Source organism: Pseudomonas sp. FP1740 (assembly GCF_030687165.1).
Classification (GTDB): domain Bacteria; phylum Pseudomonadota; class Gammaproteobacteria; order Pseudomonadales; family Pseudomonadaceae; genus Aquipseudomonas.
On sequence record NZ_CP117461.1, the window covers coordinates 2,421,931 to 2,437,709 of the forward strand.

The 15,779-nt window shown below is 61.0% G+C and carries 14 protein-coding genes; 13 read left to right on the forward strand and 1 reads right to left on the reverse strand.

The window, feature by feature from the left end:
• Positions 1-7 precede the first annotated feature (7 nt).
• Entirely contained in the window at positions 8-898 is an 891-nt protein-coding gene (locus PSH69_RS10930; protein ID WP_018928099.1) for a LysR family transcriptional regulator, read from the reverse strand.
• 159 nt (positions 899-1,057) lie between these two features.
• Between PSH69_RS10930 and leuC the strand changes: the two genes are divergently transcribed.
• The 13 genes from leuC to PSH69_RS10995 all read left to right on the forward strand — a co-directional run bounded on the left by leuC (position 1,058) and on the right by PSH69_RS10995 (position 15,768).
• Positions 1,058-2,476 (forward strand): 3-isopropylmalate dehydratase large subunit, encoded by a 1,419-nt coding sequence (gene leuC, locus PSH69_RS10935; RefSeq protein ID WP_258673278.1) that lies wholly within the window; start codon positions 1,058-1,060, stop codon positions 2,474-2,476.
• Positions 2,477-2,487: 11 nt separating this feature from the next.
• Positions 2,488-3,132: a 3-isopropylmalate dehydratase small subunit gene (gene leuD / locus PSH69_RS10940; RefSeq protein WP_018928097.1), complete on the forward strand. Its 645-nt coding sequence runs from the start codon at positions 2,488-2,490 to the stop codon at positions 3,130-3,132.
• A gap of 87 nt (positions 3,133-3,219) precedes the next feature.
• A complete protein-coding gene (locus PSH69_RS10945; RefSeq protein ID WP_007935188.1) occupies positions 3,220-3,987 on the forward strand; it encodes a class I SAM-dependent methyltransferase in 768 nt (255 codons plus the stop codon).
• A 51-nt stretch (positions 3,988-4,038) separates the two neighbouring features.
• Positions 4,039-5,121: a 3-isopropylmalate dehydrogenase gene (gene leuB / locus PSH69_RS10950; protein WP_064616990.1), complete on the forward strand. Its 1,083-nt coding sequence runs from the start codon at positions 4,039-4,041 to the stop codon at positions 5,119-5,121.
• 68 nt (positions 5,122-5,189) lie between these two features.
• Positions 5,190-6,302, forward strand: coding sequence for an aspartate-semialdehyde dehydrogenase (gene asd / locus PSH69_RS10955; protein ID WP_007935182.1), 1,113 nt, complete (start codon positions 5,190-5,192; stop codon positions 6,300-6,302).
• Positions 6,303-6,434: 132 nt separating this feature from the next.
• Positions 6,435-7,445 carry an aspartate-semialdehyde dehydrogenase gene (locus PSH69_RS10960; protein ID WP_305411995.1) on the forward strand — a complete coding sequence of 337 codons (1,011 nt, stop codon included), beginning with the start codon at positions 6,435-6,437 and terminating at the stop codon, positions 7,443-7,445.
• Positions 7,446-7,653: 208 nt separating this feature from the next.
• The gene (locus PSH69_RS10965; protein ID WP_305411996.1) at positions 7,654-10,311 is read left to right on the forward strand and encodes a FimV/HubP family polar landmark protein; all 2,658 of its coding nucleotides are present in this window, start codon (positions 7,654-7,656) and stop codon (positions 10,309-10,311) included.
• 195 nt (positions 10,312-10,506) lie between these two features.
• Entirely contained in the window at positions 10,507-11,331 is an 825-nt protein-coding gene (gene truA, locus PSH69_RS10970) for a tRNA pseudouridine(38-40) synthase TruA (RefSeq protein ID WP_018928093.1), read from the forward strand.
• Between the two features lie 62 nt (positions 11,332-11,393).
• Positions 11,394-12,026, forward strand: coding sequence for a phosphoribosylanthranilate isomerase (locus tag PSH69_RS10975; protein ID WP_018928092.1), 633 nt, complete (start codon positions 11,394-11,396; stop codon positions 12,024-12,026).
• A 212-nt stretch (positions 12,027-12,238) separates the two neighbouring features.
• Positions 12,239-13,159 (forward strand): acetyl-CoA carboxylase, carboxyltransferase subunit beta, encoded by a 921-nt coding sequence (gene accD / locus PSH69_RS10980; protein ID WP_007935172.1) that lies wholly within the window; start codon positions 12,239-12,241, stop codon positions 13,157-13,159.
• Positions 13,156-14,463 carry a bifunctional tetrahydrofolate synthase/dihydrofolate synthase gene (gene folC, locus PSH69_RS10985; RefSeq protein ID WP_305411997.1) on the forward strand — a complete coding sequence of 436 codons (1,308 nt, stop codon included), beginning with the start codon at positions 13,156-13,158 and terminating at the stop codon, positions 14,461-14,463. The genes accD and folC overlap by 4 nt, the downstream gene beginning before the upstream one ends.
• Positions 14,447-15,109 carry an SPOR domain-containing protein gene (locus PSH69_RS10990; protein WP_305411998.1) on the forward strand — a complete coding sequence of 221 codons (663 nt, stop codon included), beginning with the start codon at positions 14,447-14,449 and terminating at the stop codon, positions 15,107-15,109. Before folC ends, PSH69_RS10990 begins: the two co-directional genes overlap by 17 nt.
• A gap of 98 nt (positions 15,110-15,207) precedes the next feature.
• On the forward strand, positions 15,208-15,768 hold the full coding sequence (locus PSH69_RS10995; RefSeq protein WP_018928089.1) for a CvpA family protein: 561 nt from the start codon (positions 15,208-15,210) through the stop codon (positions 15,766-15,768).
• The last annotated feature ends 11 nt before the right edge of the window (positions 15,769-15,779 follow it).

Consider the following 15,779-nt stretch of genomic DNA (forward strand, 5'->3'; position numbering starts at 1 on the left):
GCACAGCTTAGCCGCGAGTCCCTGGCTGATCGATTTGTGCATCCAGCAAAGCCATGAAGGCCTTTGCCGCGTTCGACAGCGTCCGTTCGGTGTGCAGGATATAGCCTAGCTGGCGAGTGAGTTGTATGCCCGGCAAAGGTATGCGCGCCACTTGTTCATCCAGCATGGTGCGCGGCAAAACGCTCCAGGCCAGGCCGATCGAGACCATCATCTTGATGGTTTCCAGATAATTGGTGCTCATGGCGATGTTCGGCGTCAGGCCCTGGGCCTCGAACAGGCGTTGCACGATGTGGTGGGTAAAGGTGTTGCCGCCGGGGAAAACTGCGGGGTGCAGGGCAATGTCCGCCAGGCTGACCGCACCATTGCTGATCAGCGGATGCTCCGGGGCGGCCACGAAATCCAGCGGGTCGTCCCACACGGGCGTGGCCTTGACCAATGTGTGAGGTTCCGGTGCAAGGGTGATGACTGCCAGTTCAGCACGGCCATGGAGGATTTCTTCGTAGGCCACTTCCGAATCGAGGAACTGAATATCCAGCGCCACTTGCGGGTAACGTCGGGTGAACTCCCTTAATAAGGGCGGCAAGCGATGCAGGCCGATGTGATGGCTGGTGGCCAATGTCAGACGACCGGTCACTTCGCCAGTCAGGTTGGTCAGGGCGCGGCGGGTGTCATCCAGTACATTGAGGATCTGATAGGCCCGTGGCAGCAGGGCGCGGCCGGCTTCGGTCAGGCCGACTTCCCGGCCCAGTCGATCGAACAGTCGCACCTTCAATTGCTGCTCCAGCCCGGCGATGCGCTTGCTGATGGCCGGTTGCGTCAGGTGCAGCCGTTCGCCGGCGCCGGAGAAGCTTCCAGTCTCGGCAATCGCGATAAAAGCGTTGAGGTTGGCGAGGTCCATAATGAGGTCTCAGTGGCATTCCAGTTGGTTATGCAAAGCATAAAAAATATGAATTTGAGTTATTTAATGTAACCCCCTAGGATCGACCTCACAAGCCAAGGGGTTATTGAATTACTCAAGATCCGGGGCATAGAAACAAGCTGATGAGGAAACCGTCTGATGGCCGGCAAAACGCTCTACGACAAGCTCTGGGATTCGCATTTGGTCAAGCAGCGCGACGATGGCTCTGCGCTGATCTACATCGATCGTCACATCATCCACGAAGTGACCTCGCCGCAAGCCTTCGAAGGCCTGCGTCTGGCCGGGCGCAAGCCTTGGCGCATCGATGCCAACATCGCGACCCCGGACCACAACGTACCGACCACCCCGGAGCGCAAGGGCGGCATCGAAGCGATCGTCGACCAGGTCTCGCGTTTGCAGGTTCAGACCCTCGACGATAACTGTGACGAATACGGCATCGTCGAATTCAAGATGAATGACGTCCGCCAAGGCATCGTCCACGTCATCGGCCCGGAGCAGGGCGCGACCTTGCCGGGCATGACCGTGGTCTGCGGCGACTCCCACACCTCGACCCACGGCGCATTCGGTGCCCTGGCTCACGGTATTGGCACTTCCGAGGTCGAGCACGTGCTCGCCACTCAGTGCCTGGTCGCCAAGAAAATGAAGAACATGCTGGTGTTGGTCGAGGGCAAATTGCCTTTCGGCGTGACTGCCAAGGACATCGTCCTCGCCGTCATCGGCAAGATCGGCACCGCCGGTGGTAATGGCCACGCCATCGAATTCGCCGGTAGCGCGATTCGCGACTTGTCCGTTGAAGGCCGCATGACCATCTGCAACATGTCCATCGAAGCCGGTGCCCGTGTTGGCCTGGTGGCCGCCGACGAAAAAACCGTGGCTTACGTCAAGGGCCGTCCATTTGCTCCGAAGGGCGCGGAATGGGATTTGGCCGTCGAAGCCTGGAAAGACCTGGTCTCCGACGCCGATGCCAAGTTCGACACCGTCGTCGAGCTCGATGCCTCTCAGATCAAGCCGCAAGTCAGCTGGGGCACCTCGCCTGAGATGGTGTTGGCCGTGGACCAGAACGTGCCGGATCCGGCCAAGGAAATGGACCTGGTCAAGCGCGATTCCATCGAACGCGCCTTGAAATACATGGGTTTGACCGCCAATCAGGCGATCACCGACATCCAGCTGGACCGCGTATTCATCGGTTCCTGCACCAACTCGCGGATCGAAGACCTGCGCGCCGCCGCGGTGATCGCCAAGGGCCGCAAAGTGGCTTCGACCATCAAGCAAGCCATCGTGGTGCCGGGTTCGGGGCTGGTGAAGGCTCAGGCTGAATCCGAAGGCCTGGACAAGATTTTTATCGAGGCCGGTTTTGAATGGCGTGAGCCTGGCTGCTCGATGTGCCTGGCGATGAACCCGGACCGTTTGGAATCGGGCGAGCATTGCGCGTCGACCTCCAACCGTAACTTCGAAGGCCGTCAGGGCGCCGGTGGCCGTACCCACCTCGTCAGCCCGGCCATGGCCGCCGCCGCCGCTGTGAACGGTCGTTTCGTCGACGTCCGTGAATTGATCTAAAGGAGCGCAGCATGAAAGCTTTTACCCAGCACACTGGTCTTGTCGCGCCTTTGGATCGTGCCAACGTCGACACCGACCAGATCATCCCGAAGCAGTTCTTGAAGTCGATCAAACGCACCGGTTTCGGTCCGAACCTGTTCGATGAATGGCGTTATCTGGACGTTGGCCAGCCGTATCAGGACAACTCCAAGCGCCCGCTGAACAAGGACTTCGTCCTCAACGCCGAGCGTTATCAAGGCGCCAGCGTGTTGCTGGCCCGCGAGAACTTCGGTTGCGGCTCCAGCCGCGAGCACGCGCCGTGGGCGCTGGAAGAGTACGGTTTTCGCAGCATCATCGCGCCGAGCTACGCCGACATCTTCTTCAACAACAGCTTCAAGAACGGCTTGCTGCCGATCATCCTGAGCGACGCTGAAGTCGATGAGCTGTTCAAGCAGGTTGAAGCGAACCCGGGCTACCAGTTGCAGATCGATTTGCAGGCCCAGACCGTGACCCGTCCGGACGGCAAAGTGCTGAGTTTCGAGATCGATGCCTTCCGTAAGCACTGCCTGCTCAATGGCCTGGACGATATCGGCCTGACTTTGCAGGATCACGAGGCGATTGCCACGTTTGAAGCCAAGCACCGCGCGAGCCAGCCATGGTTGTTTCGCGACGCCTGAGATTGATCTGGAATCGATGTAATCAGGGCCGGCCTCTTCGCGGGCAGGTCCAGACAGCGCAAGGTTAAACCTAAAAAGGAAGTCCCGATGACCAGCACCGCCCAGCACAGCCAGGTAGTCCAAAAGCAATTCGGTGAACAGGCCTCGGCCTATCTGAGCAGCGCCGTACACGCTCAAGGCACCGAGTTCGCGCTGCTACAGGCTGAACTGGCGGGGCAGGGCGATGCCCGGGTACTGGACCTGGGTTGCGGCGCCGGTCATGTGAGTTTTCATGTGGCCTCGCTGGTCAAGGAAGTCGTCGCTTACGACCTGTCCCAGCAGATGCTCGATGTGGTCGCCGCCGCCGCTGTCGACCGGGGTTTGAGCAATGTGACCACGGTCAACGGCGCCGCCGAGCGTCTGCCGTTCGCCGATGGCGAGTTCGACTTCGTCTTCAGTCGCTATTCGGCGCACCATTGGAGCGACCTCGGTGTGGCCCTGCGCGAAGTTCGCCGGGTGCTGAAACCGGGCGGGGTGGCGGCGTTCATCGATGTGTTGTCGCCGGGCAGCCCGTTGTTCGACACTTACCTGCAAAGCGTCGAAGTGCTGCGCGACACCAGCCATGTGCGCGATTATTCTGCGGGCGAGTGGTTGCGTCAGGTCAGCGAAGCGGGGTTGCATACCCGCAGCACCACGCGTCAACGGTTGCGCCTGGAGTACACCTCCTGGGTCGAGCGCATGCGCACGCCGCAGGTGATGCGCGCGGCGATCCTCGAGTTGCAGCAATCGATGGGCAACGAAGTGCGCGAATATTTTGAGATTGAAGCCGATGGTTCGTTCAGCACCGATGTGCTGGTGCTGATGGCTGAACGATAGAATTTTTCCGGGCGCACTCGCGAGTGCGCCGACTGATGACATGAGGAAAGCATGAGCAAGCAGATTCTGATTCTCCCAGGCGACGGTATTGGCCCGGAAATCATGGCCGAAGCGGTCAAGGTGCTGGAGCTGGCGAACGACAAGTACAGCCTGGGCTTCGAACTGAGCCATGACGTGATCGGTGGCGCCGCCATCGACAAGCACGGCGTGCCGCTGGCCGATGAAACCCTGGCCCGTGCACGCGCAGCCGATGCTGTGCTGCTGGGCGCCGTGGGCGGCCCTAAATGGGACACCATCGAGCGTGACATCCGCCCTGAGCGCGGTCTGCTGAAAATCCGTGCGCAACTGGGCCTGTTCGGCAACCTGCGTCCGGCGATCTTGTACCCGCAACTGGCCGAGGCTTCCAGCCTGAAGGCAGAAATCGTTGCCGGCCTGGACATCCTGATCGTCCGTGAACTGACCGGCGGTATCTACTTCGGTGCGCCACGTGGCGTGCGCGAACTGGAGAGCGGCGAGCGTCAGGCCTACGACACGCTGCCATACAGCGAAACTGAAATCCGCCGTATCGCCCGTGTCGGTTTCGACATGGCCCGCGTACGCGGCAAGAAGCTGTGCTCGGTGGACAAGGCCAACGTGCTGGCCTCCAGCCAGCTGTGGCGTGAAATCGTCGAGCAAGTGGCCAAGGACTACCCGGACGTCGAACTGAGCCACATGTACGTCGACAACGCCGCCATGCAACTGGTGCGTGCACCGAAACAGTTCGACGTGATCGTCACCGACAACCTGTTCGGCGACATTCTTTCCGACGAAGCGTCGATGCTCACCGGTTCCATCGGCATGCTGCCGTCGGCGTCGCTGGATGCCAACAACAAAGGCATGTACGAGCCGTGCCACGGTTCGGCGCCGGACATCGCTGGCAAGGGCATAGCCAACCCGTTGGCGACCATTTTGTCGGTGTCGATGATGCTGCGTTACAGCTTCAATCTGCAGGATGCGGCCGATGCCATCGAGAAGGCCGTGAGCCTGGTTTTGGATCAGGGCCTGCGTACGGGCGACATCTGGTCGGCTGGTTGCACCAAGGTCGGTACGCAGGAAATGGGCGACGCAGTAGTCGCCGCGCTGCGGAATCTGTAATCTCTCTGGCCCGCTGCAATTTTCAACCTTGAAAGCAGCGGCCCACTTTTCAAGAAGGTGTAGTTGCGATGAAACGTGTAGGTCTGATCGGTTGGCGCGGCATGGTCGGTTCCGTGCTCATGCAGCGGATGCTGGAAGAGCAGGATTTCGATCTTATCGAGCCGGTGTTTTTCACCACTTCCAATGTCGGTGGCCAAGGCCCGTCCGTGGGCAAGGACATTGCTCCGCTCAAGGACGCTTACAGCATTGAAGAGCTGAAAACCCTCGACGTGATTCTGACCTGCCAGGGTGGCGACTACACCAGCGAAGTGTTCCCGAAGCTGCGCGAAGCCGGCTGGCAGGGTTACTGGATCGACGCCGCTTCCAGCCTGCGCATGCAGGATGACGCGGTGATCGTGCTGGACCCGGTGAACCGCAAGGTCATCGACCAGCAGCTCGACGCGGGCACCAAGAACTACATCGGCGGCAACTGCACCGTCAGCCTGATGCTGATGGGCCTGGGCGGCCTGTTCGAAGCCGGCCTGGTGGAGTGGATGAGCGCCATGACCTATCAGGCGGCCTCCGGTGGCGGCGCGCAGCACATGCGTGAGCTGATCAAGCAAATGGGTGTGACTCACGGCGCTGTCGCCGATCAACTGGCCGATCCGGCCAGCGCCATCCTCGACATCGACCGCCGTGTTGCCGAAGCCATGCGCAGCGACGCGTACCCGACCGAAAACTTCGGCGTACCGCTGGCCGGCAGCCTGATCCCGTGGATCGACAAGGAACTGCCGAACGGCCAGAGCCGTGAAGAGTGGAAGGCCCAGGCCGAAACCAACAAGATCCTCGGTCGCTTCAAGAGCCCGATCCCGGTGGACGGCATCTGCGTGCGCATCGGCGCCATGCGTTGCCATAGCCAGGCGCTGACCATCAAGCTGAACAAAGACGTGCCGATCGCCGACATCGAAGGGCTGATCAGCCAGCACAACCCTTGGGTCAAGCTGGTGCCGAACAACCGTGAAATCAGCATGCAGGAGCTGAGCCCGACGAAAGTCACCGGCACCCTGAACGTGCCGGTCGGTCGTCTGCGCAAGCTGAACATGGGTTCGCAATTCGTCGGTGCCTTCACCGTCGGCGACCAACTGCTGTGGGGCGCGGCCGAGCCGCTGCGTCGTATGCTGCGGATCCTGCTTGAGCGTTGATCGATTGATGCAATGACAGAACCCGTGCCTTGAAAAAGGTGCGGGTTTTTTTTGCCCACCGATGGCGCGAATTGCCTCACCGCCAACCACCCGGTAAAGTGCCGCTCCCCCCGTTTCGCCAGAGGTAGAACCATGAGCCAGTCCTTCGATATTGCCGTGATCGGCGCCACCGGTACTGTCGGCGAAACACTCGTCCAGATTCTCGAAGAGCGCGACTTTCCGGTCGGCAATCTGCACCTGCTGGCGAGCAGTGAATCGGCCGGACACTCGGTGCCGTTTCGCGGCAAGAACGTGCGGGTGCGCGAAGTCGATGAGTTCGACTTCAGCAAAGTCCAGTTGGTGTTCTTCGCCGCCGGCCCGGCGGTGACCCTCAGTTTCGCCCCGCGCGCTGCGGCCGCCGGTTGCTCGCTGATCGACCTGTCCGGCGCGTTGCCGGCCGATCAGGCGCCGCAAGTGGTGCCCGAGGCCAATGCTGCAATTCTTGCCGGCCTGAAAAAGCCCTTCCAGGTCAGCAGCCCAAGCCCTTCGGCGACTGCGCTGGCGGTGGTGCTGGCGCCGCTGCTCGACTTGCTCGACCTGCAACGCATCAGCCTGACGGCTTGCCTGGCGGTATCGGCCCAGGGTCGCGAAGCGGTCAGCGAGCTGGCCCGGCAAACCGCCGAACTGCTCAACGTGCGTCCGCTGGAGCCGGCTTTCTTCGATCGGCAGATGGCTTTTAACCTGTTGGCGCAAGTCGGTGCGCCCGATGCTCAGGGCCACACGTTGCTGGAAAAGCGTCTGGTGCGCGAGCTGCGTCAGGTCTTGTCGCTGCCTTTATTAAAGATTTCCGTCACTTGCATTCAAGCCCCGGTGTTTTTTGGCGATAGCTATAGCGTGACCTTGCAGTCATCGAGCGCTGTCGACCTGGCGAAAGTCAACGCGGCACTGGAAGCGGCGCCCGGTATCGAGCTGGTCGAGGCGGGCGATTACCCGACTCCGGTAGGCGATGCGGTAGGGCAGGACGTGGTTTACGTTGGTCGGGTTCGCAGCGGGATCGACGACCCGGCGGAACTTAACGTGTGGCTGACGTCAGATAACGTACGCAAAGGCGCCGCGCTCAATGCTGTGCAGGTGGCTGAATTGTTGATAAAAGACCTGCTGTAAAAGATACTTGGCAACAATTTTTTCTAGTGGTTCCAGCCGAACACCATGTTTGGCTGGAATGCTTGAGGCGAGCCATCCCGCAGGGCTTTCGTCGCATGAATGAAACGATCGCGCGCGACGACCCTTCGCCGTCGCGCGCAACGCCTTACGGCAGCGGCAATCAACACCTTCTCGCTGGCCGAGGAATGTTCAAACAAAGGATGAGGCTATGGTTCAAGTTCGCAAACTGGTGTTAGCAATAGCGGCCGCCTCGGCGCTGTCCTCCGGTATGGCGCATGCCCTCGGGCTTGGGGAATTGACCCTGAAATCGACGCTGAACCAGCCTCTGGTAGCAGAAATCGAGTTGCTCGACGTCAAGGACCTCACGGCTGCCGAAGTGGTGCCGAGCCTGGCCTCGCCCGAAGATTTCGCCAAGGCCGGTGTCGATCGTCAGGCGTTCCTCAACGACCTGACTTTCACGCCGGTGCTTAACGCCAGCGGCAAAAGCATCCTGCGCATCACCTCCAGCAAACCGCTGTCCGAACCGATGGTGAAATTCCTGGTTCAGGTGATGTGGCCAAGCGGTCGTTTGCTGCGTGATTACAGCGTGCTGCTCGATCCGTCCAAATTCTCGCCGCAAACCGCCGATGCCGCCGCGCAACCGGCGCCAGCCCAGGCGGTGACCGCGCCAGTCACCGGCGCGACCAAATCGACGCAATACACCACCACGTCGCGCGATACCCTATGGGAAATCGCCGCGAAGGCGCGTAGCGGTGGATCGATCCAGCAAACCATGCTGGCCATCCAGGCGCTGAACCCGGATGCCTTTATCGACGGCAACATCAACCGGCTGAAAACCGGCCAGGTGCTGCGTCTGCCGGATCAGGTGCAAAGCGCCAGCCTGCCGCAACCCAAGGCCATCGCTGAAGTCGCGGCGCAGAACTCTGCATGGCGCCACGGTCGCCGCTATGTGGCGAAGCCCGGAAGCGGGCAGCAGCAACTCGATGCCACCAAGCGTGCTCGCGGTGACGGCGCTTCGTCGCAAGTCGCCACGGACAAGCTGAGCCTGGTCTCTGCCGACACCGGCAAGGGCCGTGGCAAAGGTGCCGCCGGTGATGCGAAAGCCTTGAGCAGCAAGCTGGCCGTGACTCAGGAAAGCCTCGACACGGCTCGCCGTGACAACGCTGAACTGAAAAGCCGCATGAACGACCTGCAAAGTCAGGTGGACAAGCTGCAACGCCTGATCGAGTTGAAGAACAATCAGCTGGCCAAGCTGCAGGCCGAAGGCGATGCGGGCGCACCGGCGGCTGCCGCGACGGCTCCGGTGATGTCGGCCCAACTGGCGGGCAATCCTGCGGCAACGCCTGCGGACGTGGCTCCGACAGCTCCGGCACCGGAGGCTGGCGCACCGGAAGCCGTTCCGGCGCCGCCCGTCGAGCCGACGCCAGCGGCGTCCGACGAGCAGAAATTCAATGAACTGCTGACCAACCCGATCCTGCTCGGTCTGGTGGGCGGCGGTGCGGTGGTTCTGCTGCTCTTGCTGCTGTTGCTGGCCCGTCGCCGCAAAGCTCAGCAAGAAGCGGAAAAACATCTGCGCATGGCCCGTGCCTTGGCTGAGGAGCAAGCGTTCTCCGCCGACCTCGACCTGCCGGAAAGCAGCTTCGAAGGTCTGGAAGTTCCGCCGCCAAGCGTGAAACTCGCGACTGCACCAACGCCTGCACCTGCACCGGCCCCGGTGATTGCCCCGGTTGTGGTGACGCCACCGATCGCTGCACCGTTGGTTGCGCCTGCCGCCGAACGCTCTGACGACGTCTTGGCCCAGGCTCAGTCGCACATCGCGGCCGGTCGCCTGAATCAGGCTGCCGCGTTGCTGGAAGACGCTATCAAGCAAGAGCCGCAACGCAGCGACCTGCGCCTGAAGCTGATGGAAGTCTACGGTCAGCAGGGCGATCGCGATGCGTTCGTCGCTCAGGAGCGTCAACTGGTGGCCAACGGCGACAACTTCGCCCGGGTCGAACAGCTGAAAAGCCGCTTCCCGGCCATGGTGGTCGCGGCGGTGGGTGGTCTGGCCGCCGCAGCTGTCGCCGCCGAGCTGGACGCACAGTACGTCAAGGACCTGCTGCTGGACGAGCCGCAAGCCCCGGAACCGGCATTGGCTGACTTTGACAGTGCTTTCGATCTGAGTCTCGACGATCTGGAAGCGGCTACTCCGATCACGCCTGCGGTTGCAGTCGAGCCAGCACCGCAACCACAGCCTGAACCAGAACCAGAGTCTCTGGCTGAGCTGGACGAGTTTCCGCTGGACGACGACCTGAGCTTTGAGTCGGTGTTGCAACAACAGACTGAAATCAAGGAAAGCCTCGACGATCTGTCGGACTTCGACCTGGACATGGATCTGGGCGGCGATGCTTCCCCAGAGACTTTGGCTGAAGACGACTTCCTGCTGAGCCTGGATGACGACCTCAAGGACTTGCCTGTTGCTGAAGCGCCGACCGTCACTGAGGCGCCAAAGGTGACTGAGGCGCCGCTCGACGACCTGGAGTTGCCGGCTGATTTCGATCTGTCGCTGGCCGATGAAATGGACGCCACCCCGGATAAGCCTGACGCCTTTGAAAACGAACTCAACGACGTCAATGCCGAGCTGGATCGTTTGTCCCAGAGCCTCGGCGAGCCAAGCTTCACCGAGGAAGATGCGTTGGCCTCGTCAGATGACGAGCTCGATTTCCTCTCTGGCGCTGACGAAGTCGCCACCAAACTCGACCTGGCCCAGGCCTACATCGACATGGGCGACAATGACGGCGCTCGGGACATCCTCAATGAGGTGATGACCGAGGGCGATGCGGGGCAGAAGAGCGAAGCCAAGGAAATGCTCTCGCGTCTGGCGTGAATCGTCGGTAAGGCGTAAACAAAACGGCAGCCCATCAAGGCTGCCGTTTTGTTTGGGGGGTGCGATGGGGTTGGTACATTCAACGCCGTGTCACAGTTACGCTGGCATCCCGGTCCGACGGCCTTATAATGCCTGCCTTTGCGTAGATCAGCAGGCTGTCACCCCTTGGCAAATATAGATAATCCGGCCGCCGAAATGGCGGCCGACGGCTTTTTCCGGATCGCGTTGGGCGTTGAATACAAAGGTTCGCGTTATCGCGGCTGGCAACGTCAGGCCTCCGGTGTGGACACGGTGCAGGAGCTTCTTGAAAAGGCCTTGTCCAAAGTCGCCGACTCACCCGTGTCGCTGCATTGTGCCGGGCGCACCGACGCCGGTGTGCATGCTTGCGGCCAAGTGGTGCATTTCGACACCCAGGTAGAGCGCTCGATGAAGGCCTGGGTCATGGGTGCCAACATCAACTTGCCGCACGACATCAGCGTCAGCTGGGCCAAGGTCATGCCGGCGCATTTCCATGCGCGGTTCAAAGCCATCGCCCGGCGCTATCGCTACGTGATCTACAACGATCAGATCCGCCCGGCGCACCTGAACGAGGAAATCACCTGGAACCACCGCCCGCTGGACGTCGAGCGCATGTCCGAGGCCGCTCAGTATCTGGTCGGCACCCACGACTTCAGTGCTTTCCGCGCCGGCCAGTGCCAGGCCAAGTCGCCGATCAAGGAGCTGCATCACCTGCGCGTTACCCGCCATGGCAAAATGATCGTGCTGGATATCCGTGCCAGCGCGTTCCTGCACCACATGGTGCGCAACATCGCAGGCGTCTTGATGACTATCGGTGCTGGCGAGCGTCCGGTGGAGTGGATGAAAGAGGTGCTGGAGAGTCGCATTCGCCGTTCCGGTGGGGTGACGGCTCATCCGTTTGGCCTGTATCTGGTGCAAGTCGAGTATCGCGACGAGTTCGAATTGCCCGAGCGTTACATCGGCCCACACTTCCTCACCGGCTTCTCGGAACTTGACGGCTGACGCCTTCGAACGCTTTTGATACCATCCGGGACTTTCCCGCAATTGCCTGAGGTTCTATCGACATGTCGGCCGTTCGCAGCAAAATTTGTGGGATTACCCGCATAGAGGATGCGTTGGCGGCGGTCGAGGCCGGGGCCGATGCCATCGGATTTGTGTTCTACGCCAAAAGCCCGCGGGCCGTGACGTTCCAGCAGGCGAGGGCGATCATCAAGGCCTTGCCGCCGTTCGTGACCACCGTGGGTTTGTTCGTCAACGCCAGCCGTTGCGAGTTGGGGGAAATCCTCGACGCCGTGCCACTGGACCTGTTGCAGTTCCATGGCGACGAAACCGCCGCTGATTGCGAAGGCTGGCACCGACCGTACATCAAGGCATTGCGGGTCAAGGCCGGTGATGACATCGCGGCGGCTTGTGACGCATACCCAAGTGCCAGCGGTATTTTGCTCGACGCCTATGTCGAAGGTGTTCCCGGTGGAACCGGTGAAGCCTTCGACTGGTCACTGATACCGCAAGGCTTGAGCAAGCCGATCATCCTGGCGGGTGGCTTGACGCCAGATAACGTCGCCGAGGCGATCGCCCGGGTTCGGCCTTACGCGGTGGACGTCAGCGGAGGGGTAGAGGCGAGCAAGGGCATCAAGGATCACGCAAAGATTCAGGCATTCATCAAAGCGGTACGCGGTAGCACGTCGTTGATGTGACGGCTGGCAGACTGCCGCCGTCCACTGCTCTGTACAAAAGAGGTGCACCTGCACAAAGCAGGCATGGCTGAGAATTTTTGGGTTGTACGCAGGTCAGCGTTTCGCTGACCCGGCAATCCATCGATCATCGCTACACATATGAATTTAGCTCAAGGGCATACGCGGGGCTGCGAACCAGAGCGTTCGGGCCGCCGGTACTGGAGAAAGAAAGCATGAGCAACTGGTTAGTAGACAAACTGATCCCTTCGATCATGCGTTCCGAGGTCAAGAAGAGCTCGGTGCCTGAAGGTCTGTGGCACAAATGCCCGTCTTGCGAGGCGGTGCTGTATCGTCCGGAGCTGGAAAAGACCCTGGACGTTTGCCCCAAGTGCAACCACCACATGCGTATCGGAGCACGCGCGCGCATCGACATCTTCCTCGACGCTGAAGGCCGTGCCGAACTGGGCGCGGACCTGGAGCCGGTTGACCGTCTGAAATTCCGTGACGGCAAGAAGTACAAGGATCGCCTGACCGCTGCGCAAAAGCAGACCGGCGAAAAAGACGCACTGATCTCCATGAGCGGCACCTTGCTGGGCATGCCGGTCGTGGTGTCGGCTTTCGAATTCTCCTTCATGGGTGGCTCGATGGGTGCCATCGTCGGTGAGCGCTTTGTGCGCGCCGCCAACTACGCCCTGGAAAACCGTTGCCCGATGATCTGCTTCTCCGCTTCCGGCGGTGCGCGGATGCAGGAAGCGCTGATCTCCCTGATGCAAATGGCCAAGACCTCCGCGGTGCTGGCACGTCTGCGCGAAGAAGGTATTCCGTTCATCTCGGTGCTGACCGACCCGGTCTACGGCGGTGTTTCCGCCAGTCTGGCGATGCTCGGCGACGTGATCGTCGGTGAGCCGAAAGCCCTGATCGGTTTCGCCGGCCCGCGCGTGATCGAACAAACCGTTCGCGAAAAACTGCCGGAAGGCTTCCAGCGCAGCGAGTTCCTGCTGGAGCACGGCGCGATCGACATGATCATCCCTCGTCAGGAGCTGCGTCCGCGTCTGGGCAACCTGCTGGCACAACTGACCGGCAAGCCGACGCCTAAATTCGTCGCCGCACCAGTCGAGCCGATCGTGGTCCCACCGGTACCTGCGAACCTATGATCGAGCGTACCCTTGGCGAGTGGCTCGCCTACCTTGAACAGTTGCATCCTTCGGCCATCGACATGGGGTTGGAGCGTTCGCAACAGGTAGCGTCCCGCATGGGGCTGGGCAAGCCGGCGCCTCGGGTGATCACGGTCACCGGCACCAACGGCAAAGGGTCTACCTGCGCATTCGTGGCTTCATTGCTGCGGGCGCAGGGCCTGAACGTGGGTGTCTACAATTCTCCGCACCTGCTACGTTACAACGAGCGGGTGCAGGTCAATGGTGTCGAAGCCACTGACGCGCAGCTGTGCGAAGCCTTTGCCGCGGTCGAGGCGGGTCGCGGCGAAACCTCCCTGACTTACTTCGAAATGGGCACCCTGGCGGCGTTCTGGCTGTTTCAACAGGCCGGTCTCGATGCGGTGGTGCTGGAAGTCGGCCTGGGCGGGCGCCTGGACACGGTCAACGTGGTGGATGCCGATATCGCGCTGGTCACCAGCATTGGTGTCGACCATGCGGATTACCTGGGTGATACCCGCGAATCCGTGGCCTTCGAAAAGGCCGGAATCTTCCGCCAGGGCGCGCCGGCACTGTGCGGCGATCTGAATCCTCCTCAACCTCTGCTGGATAAAGCGCGCGAGCTCAATTGCCCGTTTTTCCTGCGTGGGCGCGATTTTGACCTCGGTATCACCGATCACAACTGGCAATGGCGCGGCGTTGATGCCCAAGGGCGTGCGGTCGAATTGCACGATCTGCCATTGCTCGATCTGCCGATGGAAAACGCTGCACTGGCGTTGCAGGCTTACCTTCTGCTCGGTTTGCCTTGGGTGGATGCGCAGATTATTGAAGCGTTGAAAGCGACGCGGATCGTCGGTCGTCTTGATCGTCGGCAGTTCGACTGGCAGGGCAAGCGTCTGAATCTGCTGCTGGACGTGGGGCACAACCCTCACGCGGCAGAATATCTGGCTCGGCGTCTGGCCGGTCGACCGCTGGCCGGCAAGCGTCTGGCGGTGTTCGGGTTGTTGGCGGACAAGGATCTGGATGGTGTTGTCGGTGAATTGAATGCTAGTGTCCAGCATTGGGCTGTCGCGCCGCTGGATTCGCCGCGGGCACGGCCGGTAGCTCAGTTGCACGCAGCGTTGCAGAACCTTGGCGCCTCGGTTACGTCCTATGACAGCGTGGCCGCGGCTCTGGAGGGGCAGTGCGCGCAGGCAACGAGCGACGACGAGATTCTGTTGTTCGGATCATTTTATTGTGTCGCCGAGGCCCTTGAGTGGCTGGCCCGGCGCTCCACGGAGGAAGCGGCAAATGGCTTTGCTGGATAAGGCGTACAAGCAGCGCATGGTCGGTGCCCTGGTGCTGGTGGCGCTGGCGGTGATTTTCTTGCCGATGCTGTTTTCCCGTCAGGACGAACAGCGCCAGGTAAGGGTCGACGCGCCTGCCGCACCGCATGCCCCCTCGATACCGCAAGTGCAGATCGAGCCGGTGGCGGTGCCTGAACCGCAGGCATTGCCGCAAGAGCCTGTGCCAAGCGACGAAGAAATTGCCGAGCAGCAAGCGCCGTCGGCACCGATTGCGCCAGTGGCTCCCGTAGTGCCAGCGCCGCCGGCTGCCAAACCAGTCGCGCCGCCAGCAGCGCCAGTTGCCAAGCCTGTGCCTGCACCTGCCCAGCCAATCGCGGTTGCACCGACCAAGCCGGTCGCTACTCCAAGTCGCGTCGATGCCAATGGCCTGTCGGTCAGCTGGTCGGTGCAACTGGCCAGCCTGGCGAGCCGTGAGAGCGCTGAAAGTCTGCAGAAAACCCTGCGCAGCCAGGGCTATAACGCCTATATCCGTTCCTCCGATGGCAAAAATCGGGTGTTCGTCGGGCCGCTGATCGAGCGTGCGGAAGCCGATCGTCTGCGTGATTTGTTGAGTCGCCAGCAGAACCTCAAGGGTTTTGTGGTGCGTTTCCAGCCTGAGCGCGGCTAAATCTATCACCCCGATTTGAAAAGCACTGACAATCTCAGCTTACCGACAGCCATGGGCTCTGCTAAAATGCGCCGCCTCATCTGTCTGTAGGCTGCACTGTGCCATTTACCTGGGTTGACTGGGCGATCGTTGCAATCATCGCCATCTCCGCTTTGATCAGTCTGAGCCGCGGCTTCGTCAAGGAAGCACTCTCGCTGCTGACCTGGATCATCGCAGGAGTCGTTGCCTGGATGTTCGGTGGTTCATTGTCCGAGTACCTGGGCGGATATATTGCTACGCCGTCGGCTCGTGTGATCACGGGCTGTGCCATCATGTTTGTCGCCACTTTAATCGTAGGCGCAATGATCAATTATCTTATCGGCGAGTTGGTTCGCGTCACCGGGCTATCCGGGACCGATCGATTCCTCGGCATGGCTTTCGGCGGGGCGCGTGGCGTGTTGCTGGTGGTCGTGGCGGTCGGGCTGTTGAGCCTGGGGCCGGTACAGCAGGACGAGTGGTGGAAAGAGTCACAGCTCGTGCCAAAATTTCTATTGGTCGCAGACTGGTCCAAAAACCTGATCCTCGGGTGGAGCAGTCAGTGGCTTGCCAGCGGAATCAGCGTACCCGCTGATATTCCGTTCAAGGAGCACCTCTTGCCGACGGCCAAAACGCCTCAGTGAGTTGTGTTCAG